At 73.1% G+C, this 20,613-nt stretch carries 19 protein-coding genes; 7 read left to right on the top strand and 12 right to left on the bottom strand.

Going from position 1 to position 20,613, the window contains the following annotated elements; genetic code table 11:
* Together AH6_RS20755 and AH6_RS20750 are read left to right on the top strand one after the other, a co-directional pair.
* Nucleotides 1-864 (top strand): ABC transporter permease, encoded by an 864-nt coding sequence (locus tag AH6_RS20755; protein WP_067482321.1) that lies wholly within the window; start codon nucleotides 1-3, stop codon nucleotides 862-864.
* Nucleotides 861-1,691, top strand: a complete 831-nt coding sequence (locus tag AH6_RS20750) for an ABC transporter permease (protein WP_067482319.1) — start codon at nucleotides 861-863, stop codon at nucleotides 1,689-1,691. Before AH6_RS20755 ends, AH6_RS20750 begins: the two co-directional genes overlap by 4 nt.
* A gap of 86 nt (nucleotides 1,692-1,777) precedes the next feature.
* Here the strand turns inward: AH6_RS20750 and AH6_RS20745 are convergent, their stop codons facing one another.
* A complete protein-coding gene (locus AH6_RS20745; RefSeq protein WP_067482317.1) occupies nucleotides 1,778-2,995 on the bottom strand; it encodes an RNA-guided endonuclease InsQ/TnpB family protein in 1,218 nt (405 codons plus the stop codon).
* A 107-nt stretch (nucleotides 2,996-3,102) separates the two neighbouring features.
* Between AH6_RS20745 and AH6_RS20740 the strand changes: the two genes are divergently transcribed.
* The 3 genes from AH6_RS20740 to AH6_RS20730 all read left to right on the top strand — a co-directional run bounded on the left by AH6_RS20740 (nucleotide 3,103) and on the right by AH6_RS20730 (nucleotide 6,234).
* A complete protein-coding gene (locus tag AH6_RS20740) occupies nucleotides 3,103-4,515 on the top strand; it encodes an NAD(P)/FAD-dependent oxidoreductase (RefSeq protein WP_067482315.1) in 1,413 nt (470 codons plus the stop codon).
* Nucleotides 4,516-4,547: 32 nt separating this feature from the next.
* Nucleotides 4,548-5,399: a DUF1444 domain-containing protein gene (locus AH6_RS20735; RefSeq protein ID WP_067482313.1), complete on the top strand. Its 852-nt coding sequence runs from the start codon at nucleotides 4,548-4,550 to the stop codon at nucleotides 5,397-5,399.
* Between the two features lie 88 nt (nucleotides 5,400-5,487).
* Nucleotides 5,488-6,234 carry a GDSL-type esterase/lipase family protein gene (locus AH6_RS20730; protein WP_067482311.1) on the top strand — a complete coding sequence of 249 codons (747 nt, stop codon included), beginning with the start codon at nucleotides 5,488-5,490 and terminating at the stop codon, nucleotides 6,232-6,234.
* Here the strand turns inward: AH6_RS20730 and AH6_RS20725 are convergent.
* Nucleotides 6,231-6,749, bottom strand: coding sequence for a PH domain-containing protein (locus AH6_RS20725; protein ID WP_083983265.1), 519 nt, complete (start codon nucleotides 6,747-6,749; stop codon nucleotides 6,231-6,233). The two genes, AH6_RS20730 and AH6_RS20725, sit on opposite strands and share 4 nt — an antisense overlap.
* A 152-nt stretch (nucleotides 6,750-6,901) precedes the next feature.
* Between AH6_RS20725 and AH6_RS20720 the strand changes: the two genes are divergently transcribed.
* Entirely contained in the window at nucleotides 6,902-7,528 is a 627-nt protein-coding gene (locus tag AH6_RS20720) for a hypothetical protein (RefSeq protein WP_067482309.1), read from the top strand.
* On the opposite strand, the gene AH6_RS20715 is transcribed toward AH6_RS20720, so the two are convergent.
* The 8 genes from AH6_RS20715 to AH6_RS20680 form a co-directional block, all read right to left on the bottom strand.
* Complete coding sequence (locus AH6_RS20715) at nucleotides 7,489-8,655, bottom strand: hypothetical protein (protein ID WP_067482307.1); 1,167 nt, start codon at nucleotides 8,653-8,655, stop codon at nucleotides 7,489-7,491. The genes AH6_RS20720 and AH6_RS20715 overlap by 40 nt on opposite strands.
* A 139-nt stretch (nucleotides 8,656-8,794) precedes the next feature.
* A complete protein-coding gene (locus tag AH6_RS20710) occupies nucleotides 8,795-9,637 on the bottom strand; it encodes a glutamate ABC transporter substrate-binding protein (protein ID WP_067482305.1) in 843 nt (280 codons plus the stop codon).
* A 20-nt stretch (nucleotides 9,638-9,657) separates the two neighbouring features.
* Nucleotides 9,658-11,154, bottom strand: a complete 1,497-nt coding sequence (locus AH6_RS20705) for a GlnX family signal transduction membrane protein (RefSeq protein ID WP_067482303.1) — start codon at nucleotides 11,152-11,154, stop codon at nucleotides 9,658-9,660.
* Nucleotides 11,151-11,855, bottom strand: coding sequence for an FHA domain-containing protein (locus AH6_RS20700; RefSeq protein WP_067482301.1), 705 nt, complete (start codon nucleotides 11,853-11,855; stop codon nucleotides 11,151-11,153). The genes AH6_RS20705 and AH6_RS20700 overlap by 4 nt, the downstream gene beginning before the upstream one ends.
* Nucleotides 11,855-13,159, bottom strand: coding sequence for a vWA domain-containing protein (locus tag AH6_RS20695; RefSeq protein WP_067482299.1), 1,305 nt, complete (start codon nucleotides 13,157-13,159; stop codon nucleotides 11,855-11,857). Before AH6_RS20695 ends, AH6_RS20700 begins: the two co-directional genes overlap by 1 nt.
* Complete coding sequence (locus AH6_RS20690; protein WP_067482298.1) at nucleotides 13,156-14,286, bottom strand: PP2C family protein-serine/threonine phosphatase; 1,131 nt, start codon at nucleotides 14,284-14,286, stop codon at nucleotides 13,156-13,158. The genes AH6_RS20695 and AH6_RS20690 overlap by 4 nt, the downstream gene beginning before the upstream one ends.
* On the bottom strand, nucleotides 14,283-16,709 hold the full coding sequence (locus tag AH6_RS20685; protein WP_083983263.1) for a serine/threonine-protein kinase: 2,427 nt from the start codon (nucleotides 16,707-16,709) through the stop codon (nucleotides 14,283-14,285). Before AH6_RS20685 ends, AH6_RS20690 begins: the two co-directional genes overlap by 4 nt.
* 62 nt (nucleotides 16,710-16,771) lie before the next feature.
* Nucleotides 16,772-18,007 (bottom strand): coiled-coil domain-containing protein, encoded by a 1,236-nt coding sequence (locus tag AH6_RS20680; protein WP_083983261.1) that lies wholly within the window; start codon nucleotides 18,005-18,007, stop codon nucleotides 16,772-16,774.
* 146 nt (nucleotides 18,008-18,153) lie between these two features.
* Between AH6_RS20680 and AH6_RS20675 the strand changes: the two genes are divergently transcribed.
* On the top strand, nucleotides 18,154-18,672 hold the full coding sequence (locus AH6_RS20675) for a helix-turn-helix transcriptional regulator (RefSeq protein WP_067482294.1): 519 nt from the start codon (nucleotides 18,154-18,156) through the stop codon (nucleotides 18,670-18,672).
* A gap of 161 nt (nucleotides 18,673-18,833) precedes the next feature.
* On the opposite strand, the gene AH6_RS20670 is transcribed toward AH6_RS20675, so the two are convergent.
* Both AH6_RS20670 and AH6_RS20665 read right to left on the bottom strand, forming a co-directional pair.
* The gene (locus tag AH6_RS20670; RefSeq protein WP_067482292.1) at nucleotides 18,834-19,706 is read right to left on the bottom strand and encodes a lysophospholipid acyltransferase family protein; all 873 of its coding nucleotides are present in this window, start codon (nucleotides 19,704-19,706) and stop codon (nucleotides 18,834-18,836) included.
* 125 nt (nucleotides 19,707-19,831) lie between these two features.
* Entirely contained in the window at nucleotides 19,832-20,578 is a 747-nt protein-coding gene (locus tag AH6_RS20665; RefSeq protein WP_067482290.1) for an SDR family oxidoreductase, read from the bottom strand.
* Between the last annotated feature and the right edge of the window lie 35 nt (nucleotides 20,579-20,613).

The raw sequence follows: 20,613 nt of genomic DNA, 5'->3' as shown, positions 1-20,613 counted from the left end.
ATGCGCCGCCTGAGAGGGGCCCTGGCCCCCTACCTGCTCGTGCTCCCCGGCGGGCTGTGGCTCGCGGTGTTCTTCGTGGTGCCGATGGTCTACATGGCGTCGGTGTCGCTGATGACCGGCAACATCATCGACGGCTTCACGATGACCTGGCACTGGCGCAACTACACCGACGGCCTGGACGTCTACGGCGACAAGCTCGTGCGGTCCCTGTGGTACGGCGGGCTCGCCACGCTGGCGTGCATCGCGCTGGCCTACCCGGCCGCGTACTGGATCGCCTTCAAGGGCGGCCGCCACAAGTCCACCTGGCTGTTCCTGCTGCTGCTGCCGTTCTTCGTGTCGTTCGTGCTGCGCACCGTCGCCTGGAAACTGGTGCTGACCGACGAGGGCCCGGTCCTCGGCCCCCTCAAGGGCTGGGGCCTGCTGCCCGACGGCTTCCACGTCCTGGACAGCGGCTTCGCGGTGGTGTCGGGTCTGACCTACAACTTCCTGCCCTTCATGATCCTGCCGATCTACGTCGCGCTGGAGCGCATCGACTACCGCGTCATCGAGGCCGCCTACGACCTGTACGCCGGGCGCCTGGCGGTGTTCCGGCGGGTGGTGCTGCCGCTGTCGCTGCCGGGGGTGTTCGCCGGCGTCATCATGACGTTCGTGCCGGTCTCCTCCGACTACGTCAACGCCGAAGTGCTCGGCGGCCCCGGCAACACCATGATCGGCAACGTCGTCCAGACCGAGTACTTCGACAACAGCTCCTACGCGCTGGCCTCGGCGCTGTCGTTCACCCTGATGGCGATCCTGCTGGTCGGGATCTTCGCCTACGCGCGGGCGCTGGGCACCAAGGACGTCCTGGAGGCGGCGGGCCGATGACCACCACCCTCACCGCACCCGAACGGCGCGCCCCGCGCCGCCGCCCCGTCCGGGGCCGCGGCCTGCAGATCTACACCACCCTCCTGGTGGCGTGGCTGCTGCTGCCGATCGCCGTCATGATCCTGTTCGGCTTCAACGACACCAAGAGCAAGCAGAACTTCGAGTGGGAGGGCTTCACCCTCCACTGGTACGCCCACCTGTTCGACAAGAAGGACCTCACCACCGCCCTGGTCAACTCGCTGACCATCGCGGCCCTGACCACCGTCATCGCGACCGTGCTCGGCACGCTGGCGGGCCTCGCCCTCGGCCGCCACCGCTTCCGCGGCCAGGGCGTGTCCAACCTCGTGATGTTCGCCGCGATCTCCTGCCCCGAACTGGTCATGGGCTCCTCGCTGCTGGCGATGTTCGTGGCCACCGAGACCCCGCGCGGCTACCTGACGATCCTGGCCGCGCACGTGATGTTCTCGGTGTCGTTCGTGGCCATCACCGTGCGGGCCCGCGCCGTCGGCCTCGACCCCAAGATCGAGGAGGCGGCCCAGGACCTGGGCGCCGGCCCCTGGACCACCTTCCGGCTGGTCACCCTGCCCATGATCATGCCGGGCGTGCTCTCGGGCGCGCTGCTGGCCTTCGCGCTGTCGGTGGACGACTTCATCATCACCAACTTCACCAGCGGCGCCACCCAGACCTTCCCGCTGTGGGTGTGGGCCTCCACCCGCACCGGCACCCCGCCGCAGGTCAACGTGATGGGCACCCTCATCTTCGCGGTCGGCGTACTACTGGCGATCATCAACATCGCCGCCACCCGCCGCCGCGCCCGCACCCACTGAAAACCCGACCGAACACACCCGCGCCGCGCCCTTCGGGCCACGGCGCGGGTCCCAAGGGAGCTGAAAATTTGACTTCTCCCCTCTCCCTAGCGGGAGGGGGTTCCACTCCTCGCGGAGCGGGTTTTCTGCTTCGTGGCCGATTGCGGAAGGGAGGGCCCTTGCCGTCTGACATCAGCTCCACAGACCTCGCCAGGCTTTTGTCTGGCTACGGCTGGACCAGCCGCAAGGATGTTCTGGGCCGCGTTGTGGTCCCGGTCGTGCCGGGTGCGGCAGTCCGGGCACGTCCAGGCCCGGGTGGCAAGGCTCAGCTCTGCGAGCAGGTGGCCGCAGGCCGAGCAGGTCTTGGACGAGGGGTACCAGCGGTCGACCACTACCAGGACGCGCCCGGCGCGCTGGCACTTGTATTGCAGTTGGCGGCGGAACTCGCCCCAGCCGCAGTCGGAGATCGCACGGGCGAGCCTGCGGTTCTTGACCATGTTGGTGACCGCGAGGTCTTCGATGGCGAGGGTGTCGGCGTGGCGGACCAGGCGTGTGCTGGTGCGGTGCAGGAAGTCGGCGCGGGCGTTGCGGACCTTGCGGTGCGCGGCGGCGACCTTGGCTTTGGCCTTGCGTCGGTTGTTGCTGCCGGGCTGTTTGCGCGCCATGCGGCGCTGGTAGCGGGCCAGGTTGCGGGCTTTGCGCTCCAGATGCCGGGGATTGGGAATCTTCTCGCCGTCGGAGGTGACGGCGAAGTCCTTGATACCGAGATCCACTCCGATCGCGTGGCCCGCCGTGGGCATGGGCGTGGGGTCGTCGGTGTCGACGGCGAAGGTGACGTACCAGCGTCCGTCGGGGTCGCGGGAGACCACCACCATGGTCGGGTCGAGCGTGGCCAGGTCGATGTCGTCGAAGGACCAGGCGAACGCCAGTGGCGCGCCGGTCTTGGCCAGGCGCAACCGGCCGCCGGTCATGCGGAACGCCGAGCGGGTGTAGTGCGCTGCCTGGCGGCCGTTGCGGCTCTTGAACCGCGGGTACCTGGCGCGTCCGGCGAAGAAGCCCGCGAACGCCGCGTGCTGGTGGCGCAGCGTCTGCTGCAACGGCACCGACGACACCTCGCCCAGAAATGCCAGCTCGCCGGTCTTCTTCCAGGCCGTCAGCGCCGCGTCGGTCTGCTTGTACGAGGTGTTCTCGCCCCGCTGCCGGTAGGCCGCCTGACGCTCGGCCAGCGTCTTGTTCCACACCAGCCGCACACACCCGAACGTGCGATTGAAGATCGCCGCCTGCTCGGCATCGGGATAGGCCCGGCACTTGAACGCCGTCCGCATGACCCTCAGTTTACGGAAGGGAACAGCGTGTGTAAGAAGAACAGTGAATGTCCTGCCACATGTCCTCAGTGCTCTAAGAGACAAAGCTTCCACGCTGTGGGTGTCTGATGAACGTCCTGACTGCGCTCGTTGATGCTGAGCCCACCTCCTACTGGCTTGCCGATCCTGGGCGGCCGGAGGCCGGTGGGGCGTTGGCCGGGCGGGTTGGTTGTGACCTCGCGGTCGTCGGTGGTGGATATACCGGGCTCTGGACCGCGCTGCGGGCCAAGGAGCGGAATCCGTCGCTCGACGTCGTCGTGCTGGAGGCCGATCGGGTCGGTGGGGCAGCCTCGGGGCGCAATGGCGGGTTCTGTGCCGCGAGCCTCACGCATGGGCTGGGCAACGGGCTGGAGCGCTGGCCCGACGAGATGCCCCAACTGGAGCGGCTCGGTCGCCAGAACCTTCGGGATATCGGTGACACGCTCGCCCGCTACGGCGTCGACGCCGAGTGGGAGCGGACCGGGGAAATGCACATCGCCACTGAGGAGTGGCAGTTCGAGGAGTTGCGGGAGGAGGCGGAGCACGCCGCTGAATTGGGCTGGCGTCCTACGCTGCTCGGGCCTGACGAAGTGCGGGCCGAGGTGGACTCGCCGACGTATGTCGGAGCGCTGTGGGATCGCGAAGGTGTCGCGATGGTGCATCCGGCCAAGCTCGCCTGGGGTTTGGCGGAAGCCTGTCGGGCTTTGGGTGTGCGCATTTTTGAGAACACCCGTGTGACTTCTCTACAGGGTGAGTCGGATGGGCGGTTGCGGCTGGGCGGCGCTTACGGGGTGGTGTCGGCGCGGCATGTTGCATTGGGGACGGGGGTTTTTCCGCCGCTGCTCAAGCGGTTGAAGCATTTCCTGGTGCCGGTGTACGACTACGCGCTGGTGACCGAGCCGTTGACGCCCGAACAGCGCAAGGCCATCGGGTGGGCGCATCGGCAGGGACTCGGGGACAGCGCCAACCAGTTCCACTACTACCGGCTGACCGCCGACGACCGGATTCTGTGGGGCGGCTACGACGCCGTCTACCACTACGGCAACGGGCTGCGGTCGGAGCTGGAACGTCGTCCGGCCACCTTCGCGACGCTGGCCGAGCACTTCTTCACGACCTTCCCGCAACTGGAAGGCGTTCGCTTCACCAACGCCTGGGGCGGCGTCGTGGACACGTGCAGCCGTTTCTGCGCCTTCTACGGCACCGCCTACGACGGCAGGCTCGCCTACGCGGTCGGCTACACCGGGCTCGGCGTCGGGGCCACGCGGTTCGGCGCCGACGTCATGCTCGACCAGTTGGGGATCGGGGAGGATGAGGGGCGGGAGACCGAGCGGACGCGGTTGCGGATGGTGCGGTCCAAGCCCGTGCCGTTCCCGCCCGAGCCGCTGCGGTACGGCGTCATCGAGCTGACCAGGCACGAGATCGCCCGCGCCGACCGTAACGCCGGGCGGCGCGGCCTGTGGTTGCGGACGCTGGACAGGTTCGGGCTCGGTTTCGACTCCTGACACTGTCGGCGGGCGCCGCTAGGGTGCCCGCCATGACCGAGGTGCCCCCATGGTGTGAGTTCTTCGACGGCGAAAAGTACGAGGAGTTCTGCGACGAGGTCGATGAGGCCGCGGCGGCTTTCGGCGCCGATGGGCAGGACCTGTCGTCGGGCTCCATCGTCCTGGCCGCCGGTGACCGCAACGAGAACCCCTCGTTTCCCCTCGACCACCTTGCGCGGGCGTGCCACGCGCGCCCGCGCGAGGAGTGGGCGGACCTGTGCTTCGCGCAGGTCGACGGGTGGAGCGTGGCGGCCGCGCAGGCGCGGTGGCTGGTAGGGGCCTCGTTCGACCAGGTGCGCGAGCGGCTGGGCGTCCATCTCGATGACGGCAGGCGGCACTGGCAGGGGACCGAGCGGGACGATCCGCGCGAGCCGTGTCGGCTGCCGTTGGCCGACGGGCTCTGGGCCGGGTTGTGGGTGGCGGATGTGCCTGGTGCCCATGAGGACGAGCCTGAGTTGGACGTCCAGGTGCACAACGCGGCGGCGCGGGCTTGGGGCGTCGAGGCTGATGAGCTTGTGCGGATCGCGCTGGGAAACGTGCGGCGCAACGGGCCACCGGCGTGGACCGAAGTGCAGGCGGGGCCGGTCACGCTGCTGGAGGGCTGGGGGAGTGACGCCGCGTCCTGGGCGCTGCTGCTTGATGAGGTGTTGCCAGAGCGGACGGGGAGTGTGTTGGTGGGAGTGCCCGGCCGGTCGCAGTTGATCCTGTGCCTGGACGGAGGTGAGCACGCCGAGCAGGTCATGCGTGAGCGTGTGCGGCACGTTCATGCTGCGACCGACGTCCTCAAGAGGATCAGCGACCGGGTGTACCGCCATCGCGAGGGAGGGGTTTTCGAGGTGGTCTAGGGCTTGGGGCGCGGGTCTCGGGAAGTGTGTTCCGCTTCGCTACGCTCGGTGTTACCTTCGACCCGAAGAGTGGCGAAGGGGGCGCGGAATGCTGAACGTCATGATCGTCGGTGACTCGATCAGCCACGGCAGCAGCGGCGACTGGACCTGGCGGTACCGGCTCTGGAAGCACCTGCGCGCGCACGGCGTGGAGCTCGACCTCGTCGGGCCCGCCAACGACCTCGACAACGCCACCACGGCCGAGGTCGGGGACGGCGACCTGACCTACTGCGACCCCGCCTTCGACCAGGACCACTGCGCCCGGTGGGGCCGCCCCTACCTGGAGGAGATGCACCAGATCGAGGACAAGGTGCGCGCGCACCGTCCCGACGTCCTGCTGGTGCTGCTCGGCATCAACGACCTGTTCTGGTACGGCCTCGGACCCGAGGAGAACGAGGCCAACGTGCGGGCCTTCGTGGCGGCGGCCCGCCGGGGCAACCCGGCGCTGCGGCTGGTGCTCGGCACGCTGCTGGACACCCAGCGGGCGCGCGAGGACGTGGAGTTCAACGCGCGCGTCTCGGAGTTCAACCGGCGGCTGGTGCTGCTCGCCGAGGAGCTGCACACCGACGCGTCGCCCATCGTCATCGCCCCGACCGGCGCCGAGTTCGTCGCGGCGGCGCACACCTGGGACGGCACGCATCCCAACGCCCAGGGCGAGTTGCGGATCGCGGCCGCCTTCGCCGACACGCTCGCCGGGCGGTTCGCGGTCGGGGTGCCCTACCCGCGCCCCTTCCCCGTGGTCGAGGAGATCCCCGCCGAGGCCAAGCGCGTGGTGCCCCGGCCGGAGCGGACCTAGTCCGGCGAGGCGTCCTCGGCGCCGAAGATGACCGAGGAGACCTCCAGGTAGAGCTGCTCGGGGTAGGGCATGAAGGCCACGTTCCGCAGCGCCTGCTTCTGTCCCGCCGACTCCATGACGAACTCGCCGTAGCCCAGCACCCGGCCCAGCACCGAGCGCTCCAGCGCGATGTCGGTGACCTTGGCCAGCGGCATCATCGCGACCGTGCGGTTCAGCACGCCGTGCACCACCATCACCCGGTGCTCGGTGACCAGGAAGAACTGCATCGACCAGGCGATGACCTTCCAGATCAGGTAGCCCAGCGTGAGCAGCCACAACCACCACACCCAGGCGGCGCCGACCGCCGCCGCGGCCAGGCCGCACAGGATCAGGCCCGCCACCGCCAGCGTCACCGGGAGCAGCAGCACCGCCGGGTGCCGGCGCACCGCGATGACCCGGCCCTCGTAGGACATCAGGTAGCGGTCCACCGTGCGCGACCCCGCGTCGCGGAAGACCATCACGTTCTGCATGTTCATGGCGGCGCCCTCGTCATGATCCGATGGCACGAGGGTAGCCGACGGAGGGACGGCCGCGCAGTGGCGGCGGGGCGGGGGTCCCGGCACCCGGGGGGCCCGGCGCGCGGTCGATGGTCTTGTGCGACGAAGATCGACCGCAGAGGATGGTCAGCATGGACGGCACGCGGGAGCCCCTTCCCGGGGGCGGCGACGGCGGCCCCCGGGGCGCGCGGGGCGAGTTCGTGCCCGACGTCACCGGGCGGCCGGTGTGGCGGCTGCTGGTGCGGGGGCTCGGGGTCTACCTGCCGGGCTGGCAGGCCCCGGCCGGGGCGCTGCGGGTGCCCGACGGCGGCGGGGTCGGGGCGCCGGGGTTCGTGGCCGGCGACGCCGGGTTCGGGGTGCACCTGCCCGCGCGGCGGCGGGGCCTGGAGCCCGACCGCGAGATCTACGTGCGCGGGCGCGAGGACCCCAGCTTCGGCATCGTCATCGCCGGGCCGCTGGAGGCCGTCGGCAGCCGCGTGGTGGACGCGGCGGCGCTGGTGCGGTTCGCGCGCCGCCTCACCTTCGAGGAGCTGTTCGAGACCGGGGACGCCGAGTCGGTGCCGTACGCGGTGCGGGCCGCGCGCGCCGTGGAGAACGTGGTGTTCCTCGACCGCGCGGCGGGCGTCGGGTTGTGCGCGGAGGCCGACCCGGGCAACGGCGCGGCGTCGTGCCCGGTGCTGGTGCGCATCGGGGCCCCGCACGAGCGCACGGTGCACGCCTACGGGGTGGCGCCCCAGGTGGTCAGGTCCCAGAGCTGATGGGCGGGCAGCCGCCGCAGCCGGACCGTTGACGCCGCAGGGTCCCAGAACACCTCGTCGCTCTCCAGTTCCAGGGACTGGCCCGGCGTCAGCACCGCGCAGAGCAGTTCGTCGCGGGTCCGCACCGCCAGCAGCGGGCCGATCTGCGCGACCGCGCCGCTGCTCTCGTACAGGGTGCGCAGCAGCGCCTTGAGCGCCGCCTCGTCCTCGGGCGGGCGCACGCCCTGCACCGCCTGCGGCAGGCGGCCCTGCTCGCGCGACAGGCCGTTGTGCGGCAGGTCCGCGCCGGTCGAGATGAGCAGCGCGGTGAACGCGCCCGCCAGGTCCTCGGCGCGGCGGCCGCCCAGGAAGTAGCGGTGCCGGTCGGGCGCGTCCGGGCCGTGGCCGTCGGGGTCCTCGACGGTGCGGAAGCGCACCTCCAGGCGGCTGGCGCGCACCGACCGCTCGTACATCTCGGTGAGGATGTCCTGCAACTGCCCGTCGCGGGTCCAGAGCCGCCCGGTCGCGGTGACGGACGCGCCTTCGGTCCGGCGGCCGGTGAGGGTGGCGGTGACCGCCTCGTCGAGGCCGCCCTCGGTGTAGCGCAGCAGCTCGGCGACCACGTCCTCGACGTCCTCCAGCGTGCGGGTCAGCGTGCGCTGGAGGTCCAGGATCTCGGTGCCGCCGCGCTCCAGGTCGGCCAGGCGGTCCAGCGCCGAGTCGACCTTGCCCTCGACGGCGGCGGCGCCCGCGCCGGTCGCCGCGCGCACCGTCGTCTCGACCTCGCCGAGCTTGCGGCGCAGCGCGGCCAGCGTGACGCGCTGCTGCTCCAGGTCCTGCAACCGCCCGACCTGGGCGCGCAGGTACTCGTCGGCCTGGTGCACGACGGTGGCCAGCTCCTCGACCTGGCCGGTGTTGTGCCGCAGCCGCGAGTCGAGCGCGGGCAGCACCTCCCGCTTGACCTTCGACAACTCGGCGGTGAGCTGCTCGCCGACCGTCACCAGCACGTTGTTCTGCTTGGTGACCTGGTCGTTCAGCTCGTCGATGCGCCGCACGAAGGCGCGCTGCTGGTCCTTGCTCTGCTTGCCCGCGTACAGCTCCAGCGCCCCGACCACGACGCACATCACCACCAGGATGACGGTCGTCATGGGTCTCCTTCGCAGCCGGTCGGCATTACCGGAACGGGTTTTGATCGTGACCATAACTTACGATCATGTGGCGCGACCCGCCCTTACGGTATCGGCTGATCTCACTAACCAACCGACTGATCTCAGTGACCACCCGGTCTCAGTCGCAGCCCTCGAACTGCGGCACGGTCGTCACCACGTCCAGCCGCGACAGCCGGAACCACTTGTTCAGCAGCTTCGGCGCGGTGCCGTCCTGGTACATCGTGGTGATGGCCTTGTTGACCGCCTCGCAGCCGTCGGTGTCGTCCTTGCGGACGCCGATGCCGTACGGCTCGTCGGTGAACGGCGAGTTGACGATCTTCAGCGGGCGGCCGCCCGACTTCAGCGCCTGCGCCGCCAGCCCCGCCAGGATCAGGTCGTCGGTGGAGACCGCGTCGAGCTGCCCGGCCTGGAGCTTGGCGAGGCAGTCGGAGTAGCCCGACGCCTGCGCCGACACCGCCGCGATGCCCTTCTCCTTGGTGACGCGCGGGAACGACACCGAGCCCGGCACCTCGCACAGCCGCTTCCCGGCGAGGTTCCGCACGTTCCTGATGTCGGTGGTCTCGCCGCGCACCAGGATGTCCTGGTGCGCGACGTAGTAGGGCCCGGCGAACGCGACGCGGGTCTTGCGCTCGGGCGTGATGGAGTAGGTCGCCACCACCAGGTCCACCTCGCCGCGCTCCAGCATCTCCTCGCGGGAGGCGGAGGTGACGTTCTTGAACCGCAGGCTGGACGCGTCCACGCCCAGCCGTTTGGCGACCTCGCGGGCGACGTCGATGTCGAAGCCCTCGCGGGTGGAACCGGTGAGCTGCCCGAGGCCCGGCTGGTCGGGGGAGACGCCGATGGTCAGGGTGTCCTTGCCGAGGATCGAGTCGTCCTCGGCGCCGGTGACGCCGCACCCGGCCGCGCCCAGCGCGGCGGCGGCCAGGGCCGCGAGGGCGGCGGTGGTTCGGCGTGCTCGCATCGTGTGCCCTTTCCCTCGGCTCACCGGTACTCCGCCAGGCGGGGCCGGACCCCGACCCAGAGCAGCGCCAGCACGGCCACCCCCACGACCGGCAGCCCCAGCTCCCAGCCGCGCGAGCCGCCGTCGCCGTCGTCCACGGCCCGGTCGAAGGCGGTGCGGTGGATCTGGATCAGCTTGACCAGCGAGGCGTCGTAGGCGGCGAAGTCGCGGGCGGCCGTGCCGGTGCGGACGCCGATGGCCTGGCCGCGCCGCCCGGCGGCGGTCAGCTCGCGGATCTGCCGGTCGTCCTGCTGGAACCGCTTCCAGTCCTCCAGCACCCTGCCCAGCGCCTGGCGCTGGCCCGGCCCGGCCTGGGCCCGCGCGGCCTCGGTGCCGAGGAAGCCCAGGTACTTGGGTCCGCCCTGCCCGGACGGGACGCCCTGGAGGGCCTGGTTGTAGGCGGCCAGGTTCCCGGCGCGCAGGTACATCACCGACTGCGACTTGGTCAGGAACACCTGCTCGTAGGTGTCGGAGCGGCCGGGGTCGAGCAGGTAGCGGGTCTGGTCGGCGTTGGCGCTGTTGCCGATGGCGCGGGCCCGTGACAGCGCCAGGATGGAGTCGAAGCCGTCCTCCTTGGCGCGGCGCAGGTCGCCGGCCTGGGCGGTCAGCATCAGGGTGCTCGCCACCGTCAGCGCGAGGACGCCGACGGTGGCCAGCGCCAGCGCGGGGTTCAGCAGCCGCCGGAACCGCACGGCCAGCGACAGCTGGAGGCCGACCAGCAGCGCCACCAGGACCAGGCCGGTGACGATGACCCAGATCACGCCGGTCAGCACCGCTGAGCGCTCGTCCTCGTAGGTGTGGCGGACCAGCGTGCCGTTGTCCAGCGTCAGGTTGTACGCCTTGGGCAGCAGGTCCAGCTTCATCAGGTCGGTGGCCTGCCGGTACAGCTCGACGACCTTGGCGTTCGGCGGCCCGGCGGCGTGCGCCGACTGGTCGTCGAGCTGGAGGGCCTGCCCGGCGAGCCGCTCGTAGCGTCCGAGGGCCTCCAGCAGGTCGCGTGCGGTCTTCTCCTCGCTGGTCTCGTCGGCGAGGCGGGCCGCCTGGAGCAGCGCGGTCCCGGCCTGGCGGCGGTCGGCGTCGTAGCGGCCGACGGCCTGGGCGCGGGTGATCCCCAGGTCGGCGGTGCGGCCGACCAGCAGCGCGTTGGCGAGCTGGGCGTCCATGTCGGTGAGCGCGAAGTACAGGTCGCCGGTCGCCACGACCTGCGGGCCCGCGTCGTGGCCGATGACGCGCACGCCGTCGCGGGCGTCGTCGATCGCCAGCCAGGTGGCGGCCAGGGCCGCCGCCAGCGCGACGACGATCGCGGCGGTGAACGCGCGGATGCGGGCGACGTTGGTGCGCGGGACCAGGCGGCGCCGGAGCGGGGGACGCCCGGCCCGGCGCGCGGGGGCGCCCGGGGCCCGCGTCCCGGGCGGGCCCGCTTCCGAGGCGGCGGGGGACGCGGGGGACGCGGCAGGGGAACGCTGGACGGCGGTCATGTCGCCTGGCCTCTCCTGAGGGTGATCGTCGTCCACGCGCCCACGTGGATGCGGTCGCCGTCGCCGACGGGCACCTCCACGTTCAGGGCGATGGGCTCGGTGGCGCCGTTGAGGCAGGTGCGGTTGGCCGAGCCGGGGTCGACCAGCGTCCAGCCGCCGTCGGGCCGCGCCAGCAGCACCGCGTGCACCCGCGAGACGCCCGGGTCGGCCGGGGGCTCGCGCAGGTCGATCTCGGGCGTGATGCCCTGGGAGGTGCTGCGCCGCCCGATGCGGATCTGCTGGGCCGTCAGCGGGATGCGGCGCTCGGGGGAGTAGGGCGGGAACGCGAGGTCGCCGGCGTCGTCACCGAGCTCGGCGACGACGCGGTCGAAGTAGCCGCGGTCGGCGTTGACGACCGCGAACCAGGTCTCAGTGGTCTCGGGGACGGCGGTCGGGGGAGCCGGGACCGACGTCGCACCTGCCGTCGCGCCCAGCGTGGGGGCGGGGCCGGTGGGCTTGCCGCCGCCCGTCGCGAAGTCGTAGCCGCACTCCTCGCAGAAGCGGTCGCCCGCGGGGGTGCCGCAGTCGGGGCAGGGCGTGCCGCCGCCGACCGCAGGGCCGGAACCGGGCGCGGACGGCGCCGGGGCGCCGCCGATCAGCGCGCCGCACACGTCGCAGTAGTCGGCGGAGCCGGAGCTGTGCCCGGCGGGGCATGTCGCCATCAGCCCTCCTTCTTGCGGGTGCGCACCGTCTTGGTGGAGGTGGTGTCGAGCGACATCTCGTCGGCCTTGTCCACGTTGCGCTTCAGCCGCACGGTGCCGGTGGCGGCGTCCTCGACGTCCACGACCTTGCGCAGCGCCGCGGTGATCGCGTCGTTGCCCGCCTCGTCGGCGAGCTGCACCGCGCGGCCGAGCCGGGCGGTGGCGGTGGCGAGGTCGCCCTCCTTGCGGGCCTGGAGACCCTGCTGGATGACGTCGGCGAGCTCGGCCTGCCCGGTGTAGTGCGCTACCCGCGGGTTGATCTTGGTGGCGGCGGCCTCGTCGTCGGTCCACCGCGCCAGCACGTTGCCGGTGGCCAGCACCTGCGCCTCCTGTCCGGGGCCGCCGGGCACCACCAGCTTCACCCAGGCGGCGCGCAGCTCCTGGCCGACCGGCTGCGCGGGCACCTCGACGCAGATGTGGTAGTCGCGGCTCTCGGCGCCCCACGCGCCCAGCGGGTAGTCGCCCGCCTGCGGCCCGGCCTCGGCGCGGCGGGCGGTGAGGTCGGCCACCGACGGCATGACCTGCTTGACGAACCGGAGCCGGGCGTTCTGCGGCGTCCACACCCGCAGCGCCACGTCGGCGACGGCCTTGCCCATGGCGGCCTCGGTCATCGCCTGGAAGTCGGCGACCAGGTCCCGGGGGTCGGCGACGATGTCGACGCTGCCGAGCAACGCCGAGGACACCTTGCGCAGCTCGGCGACCTCCCAGTCGGTGCCGACGCCGCGGCAGTCGCACACGAACCGGCCGCTGCACCGGGCCAGCGCCGCGTCGAGCTGCTCGGGGGTCTCGTGCTGGTTCTTGCCGTCGGTGAGCAGGATCGCGTGCCGGATGCCGTCCTGGTAGGGGTCGAACAGCTCGTCGGCCAGCCGCAGCCAGGACCCGATGGCGGTGCCGCCGGCCGCCTTGAGCGCCTTCAGCGCAGCCTTGGCGGCGTGCCGCGACCCGGCGTCGGCGGGCACCAGCCGGGGCGTCTGCGGGAAGACCATCGACGCGGTGTTGGAGCCCGACACCACCGCGAACAGCACGCCGTCGCGCAGGGTGTCGACGGCGGTCTGGGCGGCGGCGATGGCGGCGCGCAGCTTGCTGTCGGGGTAGGACATCGAGCCGGAGGTGTCGATGATGATGACCTCGGCCGCGCCGGCGGGCGCCGCCGCGGCGGGCGCGCCGGCGGCCTCCACCGACACGATCGCGTGCACCTCGCTCGCGCCCTCGGGCAGGGACTTGTTCTGGTCGACGGTGATGCCGAACTGCGGCTGCTCGCTCATCGGGGCTGCTCCGTGTGGGGGTGGGCGACCGGGATGACGGCCACCGTGATGTTGTCGCGGCCGCCGGCGTCGAGCGCGCGGCGGACCAGGGTGCGGACGGCGCCCAGCGGGTCGCCGGCGGGGTCGAGGGAGGCGTCGGCCAGGGCCTGGACCAGGGCCTCGGCCTGCGGCAGGTAGTTCCACAGGCCGTCGCTGCACACCAGCACCGCGCCGGGGCCGTCGACGGTGAAGGTGCGCACGTGCGGCGCGACCTCGCCCGCGTCGGCGCCGAGCCAGCCGGTGATGACGTGCGCGTTGGGGTGCGCCTCGGCCTCGGCCTCGGTCAGCGCGGCCCGCTCCACCATGATCGCCGCCCACGAGTCGTCGTCGGTGAGGCGGCGGGCCGGGCCCAGCGCGGCGCTGTCGGCGGTGTCCTCGGACGCGCCGGTGTCGCCGATCGCCAGCTCGGCGGTGTCGACCTCGGCCCCGGCCCGGGGGCCGTCGCCGGCGGGGCGGGTGGGCAGCCAGTAGACGCGGCTGTCGCCGACCCAGCCGACCGTCACCGACCGGGGGCCGGTCACGGCCGACACGTAGGTGCAGGAGGGGGCCGAGTCGGGGTCCGGGGCCAGCGCCGCGACCGCGTCGGCCGCCTTGATGAGCGCCGCGCGGGTGGCGGCCTCGAAGTCCTCGCCCTTCCCCAGGCGGCCGGTCAGCTCGTCCGCGCCGGTCGCGGCGGCCTTGGCGGACGCCTCGTGCGGGGTCGGGGAGGAGCCGACGCCGTCGCAGACGACCGCCGCGACGCCGGTGGGGTGGGCGGCGAGGGCGAGCGCGTCCTCGTTGCGGCTGTAGCGCTTGCCCCGGTCGCTGCCCCCGGCGGCCAGCAGCCGCCCGTTCGGGCCGGGCAGCTCGATCTCGTAGTGGTCGCGCTCGGCGGGCTGGCGCAGGCCGCAACGTTCGCAGTAGCCGTCGGCGTCGATGGCGGGCGCGGCGCAGCCCGCGCAGGCGCGCACCGGCTCGGGCGCGGGCGCGGCGACGCCGTCGCCCAGCCGCCGCCCGCACGCCTCGCAGAAGCCCTCGCCGGGGTACACCGGCTCGCCGCACGCGGGGCAGGCCAGCTCGGCGGGCTTCACGCTCTGGTCCTCGGTCACAACAACGTCCTCGGCCGGACGGCGTTGGCGGCGTCGATCAGCAGACGCCGGTCCTCGCGGTCCTGGGTATGGCGGGCCAGGGCCCGGTAGGTGGTCTCCAGTTCACGGCGCAGCCGGGCTTCGGCGAAGGGGACGCCCAGCACCGTGCCGTTCGGCTCGGGCCCGCCCGCGCGCTGGACCCAGTCCAGCGCGGCCCACAGGACGCTGACGGCGAGCTCGTCGCGCCGCCGCCCCTCCAGGCCCAGCCCCGCCAGCCGGTCGCCCGTGGCGGTCAGCTCGGCGGGCGACAGCTCGGCCGCCGGGCGGCGGCGCACCGCCGTGACGACGGCGGCGACCTGCGCGGGCACGTACCGGATCGACACCGGCGGCACCGAGTCCAGCACGGCGACGGCGGCGGTGTGGTCGCCCGCCTCCAGGTACACGCGGGCCAGGCCGAACGCGGCGTTGATGTAGCCCTGGTCGGTGCGCCACACCGTCTCGTACAGGCGCGCGGCGTCGCGCGGGGCGCGCTGCTCGCGGCAGTAGGCCAGCGCCAGCTTGGGCGCGGCCTCGCCGGGCAGCAGCCCGTACAGCCGGTCGAACAGTGCCTCGGCGTCGCCGAAGCGCTCGGCGGCCAGCGCGGCGACGGCGCGGTACCAGTCGATCCGCCAGTCGCCGGGCAGGTCGGCGGCGGCCTGGTCCAGCAGCGCGTTCGCCGCGTCGAAGTCGCCCAGCTCGACGCGCACCCGCGCGAGCGCCAGGGTGATTTCGGGGGTGCGCTGCGGGGCGCTCTCGACGGCGGCGGCGAGCTGGGCGGGCTCCAGCGCGGTGAGGCCCGCCAGGAACCCGGCGGCCGGGTCGGCACCGTCGGCCAGCGGCACCGGCAGCGCGGCTGCGGCGGCGCGCGGCAGGACGGGCGGGAGCGCGCGCTCGTCGTCGTCGGAGACGCTGCCCGGCGCGAACCGCTCCGGCCCGAACAGCCCCGACATCGCCGGGCGCGGCACGCCGTCCTCGGCGGCCAGCACCTCGCGCAGCACGCCGGTGAGCTGCTCGGCCATCTCGGCGGCGTCCTGGAAACGCTGCGCCGGGTCCTTGTGCGTGGCGCGGCGCAGGAACCGGTCGTAGGACTCGAACCGCGCCAGCACCGGGATCTCGGCGCGCGGCGGCAGGCCGTCCACGTAGGTGGACATGTAGCCCTTGAACGAGAAGCTCATCACCGCGAGCGCGCGGCCCACGGTGTACAGGTCCGACGCCACGGTCGGGCCGGTGTCGGCGACCTCGGGGGCCTGGTAGCCGACGGTGCCGTAGATGTCGCCGTCGGGGTCGTCGACGCGCCGCACCGCGCCCATGTCGATCAGCCGGAGCTGCTCCTCGGACTGGATGACGTTGTCGGGCTTGAAGTCGCAGTAGACCAGGCCGCGCGCGTGCAGGTAGCCGAACGCCTGGAGGACCTCCAGCGCGTAGGCGATGGCCTGGCCGAGCGGCAGCGCGTCCTGGCCGAGCTGGTTGCGGTGGTGCAGCAGGATGTCCTTGAGGGACTGGCCGCCGACGTACTCCATGACGATGTAGTCGTCGCCGCCGTACTGCACGAAGTTGTAGATCTTGACGATGTTGGGGTGCTCGACCTCGGCCAGGAAGGTGCGCTCGGCCGCGGCGAGGGCCTGCGACCCGGCGTCGCCGGTGTTGAGCAGGCCCTTCAGCACCACCCAGCGGTCGCTGACGTTCTTGTCGCGGGCCAGGTAGATCCAGCCGAGGCCGCCGTGCGCCAGGCAGCCCAGCACCTCGTACTGGTTGCTGACCAGGTCGCCGGGGCGCAGCTTGGGCGTGTAGGAGAACGCGGCCCCGCACTTGGGGCAGAAGCCCTCGGTGCGGCCGGGCCGCCCCTCGCGGCTGCGGCCGACCGGCTCGCCGCAGTTGCTGCAACTGCGGCGGCCCTCGGGGACCTCGGGGTTCTGGAGCACCGCCGAGGCGGGGTCGCGGTAGGGGATGCGCGGCACCTCGACGAGGTTCGCGCCCAGCATGCCGCGCCGTCCCGACGAGCGGGCCGAGCCGGTGCGGGTGCTGCCCGTCCGGGTGCTGCCGCTCGTCGCGAAGCTGCCGGAGTGCACGCTGCCCGAGTGCGCGCTGCCAGAAGGCACGCTGCCCGAGTGGGCGTGGGGGAAGTCCGGGGCCTTGGGCTGTTCCTGGGCCTGCGCGGGCGGTAGGCCGCACACGTCGCAGTAGCCGTCCTCGATGGTGCCGGTGCAGCCGGGCCGGACGCAGGCGTTCGACGCGGGGGCCGCCTGCGGGGGCGGCGCGGGCGCGGGCTGCGCGGCGACCGCCGGGGGCATGCCGCACACGTCGCAGTAACCGTCCTGGACGGTGCCGGTACAGCCCGGCCGCGCGCAGGCGTCCGGCGCGGGGACGGCTCCGGCGGAGGGGGGCGGGCTCGGCGTGGGGGGCATACCGCATACGACGCAGTAGCCGTCTTCCACGGTTCCGGCGCAGCCCGGCGCGGTGCAGTGGATCATCCGTTCGGCCCTTTCGCACGCGAGGAGATGGCCTGCTGGTAGCCGGACAGGGTCACGGTCGCCTTGCGCAGGTCACAGGGCGAGGTCCAGAGCAGGTCGCGCGCCGCCTGGTAGATGCGGCCGAGTTCGGCGTCCTCGGCGTGGCCGAGGCGCGCGGCCTTCATCCGGTAGGCCTCCAGCCGCCCGCGCAGTTCCTCGCGGCGGTCCAGCAGGCCGGTGATGAGGCCGGTCGCGGCGCGCGCCTGCTCCAGCGCGGTCGCGGCGGCGGCCTCCAGGTCGGTGGCGCGGGCGGCGAGGTCGGCCCAGCGGCGCTGCCCGGCGAGCGGCGCGACGGCCGCCAGCCGGTCCTCCAGGGCGCGCGCCCGGTCGGGGAGGTCCGGCAGGGTGGACGAGGCGATCTTGACGAGCACCTCGTCGCGGGCGCGCAGCGCCTCCTGCTCGGCCGCTCGGACCTCGCCGATCGCGGCGCGCAGCCGGTCGAGGCGCTCGGCGTACCCGCCCTGGACGCGCGCGGCCTCCTCCAGGGCGCGCCGTAGCCCAGCCAGCTCGTGGGCGGCGGCGTCCAGGCGCGTGGTGTCGGCGCGGTCGTTGCGGCTGAGGGCCAGGGGATCGGTGCGGACGGTCGTGCCGAGCGCGTCCAGCTCCGCCGAGAGCCGGTCGAGGGCGGGATCGGACGCGCCGAGCCGCTCGGCGAGCGCGACGGCCGCGCGGCGCTCGCGGTCCACGTCCTCGAACCGTTCCAGCAGCGCCGACCAGACCGTGTCGACGGCGGCGACCAGCCGGGCGGCCTCCTCGTACAGCGGCGTCATCCGCTGCACGGCGGCGGCGAGGGTGAGGCGCTCGCCGGTCGGCGGCGACAGCAGCGTGCGCCGCTCCAGCGGCACCTCCTCGGCGGGCAGTTCGACCGAGGGGCCCGCCAGCAACATCGTCAGCTCGGCGAGCTGGGCCTGGCCCGGACGCGAGTGGCGGGCGCGCAGCTCGCGGGCGCGGCCGAGCACGGCCTCGTACAGATTGAACAGCTCCCACAGTGCGGTGGTGCGCGCCTGGACCTCCCGCTGCCGCTCGGCGGTCCGGCCCGTGAGGGCGGCGCCGTCCAGCAACTGGTGGCCCTGGTGGGCCTCCAGTTCGAGCAGGGCGGCGCTGATGCGCTCGCGCTCGTTCAGGAGATGGGCGAGTGTCCGGTCCGCCTCGTCGCGGCCCATCGGCGGACGTCCGGATCCGGCGTCGCTCAACGACCACCCCGCGCTCGTGCCATCTCGGCCCCCGTATTCCCCTATACGACACGCTTTCGGAGGATCAGTGTTCCCCATGCGCGCCGCTGCGCTCAAGTGGGGCGTGACCTCTGCAAAATGTCAGTGCTCGAACGTATTATCGAACCATGGCGAACGTTGCAGAGCACGACCGAGCGCACCACGACACCGCGCTCTCCGCCGCCGAGATCGCCGCCCTGGCGCTCTCCCTGGCGCACCTCGGCGCGGGGCCGCAGGCGGCCACCGCGCGCCGGGCGCTGCGCACCCTCCTCGAATCCGACGCCGACGCCACCGGGTCCGCCGACGCGGTGGTCACCGCCACCCTGGCGACCCTCACCCTCCCGCTGGACGCCGCCACCGCCGACCGGGCGCGGGTGGTGGCCGCCGCCATCACCGAGCACCGGGTCGTGCGGCTGTGCTACGGCGACGCCGGCGCCAACGTCACCATCCGCGAGGTGGAGCCGGTCACCTGCCTGGTCCACCGCGAGCACTGGTACCTGGTGGGCTGGTGCCGGATGCGGCGGGGCGTGCGCGCCTTCCGCTTCGACCGGATGCTGGCGGTCGAGTCCACCGGCATGCCCGCCCGCCCCCGCCGGGCCGACCGCTACCTGCCCTTCCAACGCCGCACCCCCGCCCACGCGGCCTGAGTGACGGGTCGCGGGTCGTCAAAGGCCCGTGCCCGCCTTCCCGAGCCCGCTTCGAAGACCCCAGCCGTCACGCGAGTGACTAACCGTCCCGGCGGGGCGATGCCGGAGGCGAGCCCCGGCGGGACGGATCGCGAAGCGATGTGACACTCGCCAAGGCGCGGTCAGAGGGGCGAGCGCCAGCGAGCCCCTCTGGGCCGGGACTTCAAGGAACGCAGACGGCCGAGTGGGGTGCGGGCGGGGTCTGCCGCCTGCTCGGCGCGCAGGCCGTCGACGATCTCCTGGACGGCCTTGCGCGCCAGGTCGCGCACCTCGGTGACCGCCAGGTCGTCGTCGGCCCTGCCCTGCCAGGGCGTGGTGTCGATGGGCCTGCCGAAGCCGTAGTAGAGGCGTTGGGGGCGCGGGATCGGCGACAGGCCGATGCCGCGCGAGATCGGCACCATCACGTCGTCGCGCCGGCCGCGCTCGCCCAGCACGGCGCGGCCCAGGGCGCGCGCGGGCGCGAGCAGCGGGCTGTCGGGGTCCAGGACGGGTGTGAACATCTCCTCCGCGCCCACCGAGCCGAACGGCACGATCGGGCAGCCCGCCTCGACCGCCAGCCGCGCGAAGCCGAGCCGCCCGTCCCACTGGAGCCGGTAGCGGTCGTCGCGGTGGCGGGTGGCCTCGCGCGCCCCGCCGGGGAACACCACGACCATCTGCCCGGCCCGCAGCAGCGCGCGGCAGTTGTCGCGGGTGCCGTCCACCGACCCGCCCAGGTCCATGACCGTGCGCCAGCCGGGGATCTGCCAGTGCACGTGGTCGGCCAGCGAGCGCACCCACACCCCGCGCCGCCGGTGGATCTCGAAGAAGACCAGCGGCGCGTCCACCACGCCGTAGACGGTGTGGTTGCCCACCAGCAGGGCCGGGCCCCGGGCGGGCAGGTTCTCCAGCCCGTGGAACACCGGGGAGGTCCAGGCGCGCCAGGGTTCGAGCGCCAGGTCGGCGGCGCGGATCAGGTGCTCCGAGGGCGGCGTCCACTCGGCGGGGGAGGTGGCCATGCGCGCATCGTAGGCGAGCCCGCGCCCGCGGTGACCAAGCGCCTGACGGACAAGTCAGTGTCCGCTTACGAGTGCGCTGGTGAACGCCGTTTGTGACAGTGGTCACAAACGGCGGGCGGGTGCCCTCACAACAGCCCGGAGTACTCCCCGCCGTCCACCGGGATGGCGCTGCCGGTGACGTAGCCCGCCTGCTCCGACGCCAGGAAGGCCACGAACGCGCCGAAGTCGCCGGGGTCGCCGACGCGGCCCGCCGGGATCTCGGCGGCCACCTTGTCCCAGTCGCCGCCGCGCAGCGAGCGCAGCCGCTCGGTGGCGTGGAATCCGGGCAGCAGCGAGTTGACGGTGACGCCGTCCTTGGCGACCTCCAGGGCCAGCGTCTTCAGGAAGCCGGTGGCCCCGGCCCGCGCCGTGTTGGACAGGATCAGCGTGGGGATCGGCTGCCGCACCGTGATCGAGGTGATGGCCACGACCCGGCCCCAGCCGCGCTCCTGCATGGCGGGCACGGCGGCCTTGCACATGGCGACGGTGGACATCAGGTTGAGGTCGAGCGCGGCGCCGTAGGCGTCCAGCGGGGTGGAGGCGAAGCCGCCGGGCGGCGGGCCGCCGGCGTTGGTCACCAGGATGTCGACCCCGCCGAGCGCGTCCTGCGCCTCCCGCACGAAGGCGGTGGCCCCCTCGGGGGTGCCGACGTCGGCGATGACGGGGCGCACGTCCGGCCCCAGCTGGCGGGCGGCCACCGTGAGCCGGTCCCGGTCGCGTCCGCAGATCGCGACCTCGACGCCTTCGGCGACCAGCGCCCGCGCGGCCGCGAAGCCCAGGCCGCTGCTGGCGGCCGCCACCGCGGCGCGACGGCCGCTCAGTCCGAGATTCACGCTCGGAAGGCTATCTCCCCGGACGGGCTGTTCCG

Source organism: Actinomadura hibisca NBRC 15177, from assembly GCF_001552635.1.
GTDB lineage: Bacteria > Actinomycetota > Actinomycetes > Streptosporangiales > Streptosporangiaceae > Spirillospora > Spirillospora hibisca.
Note: the sequence above shows the minus strand (reverse complement) of the source record. Positions and strands in the feature narration are given on the sequence as shown.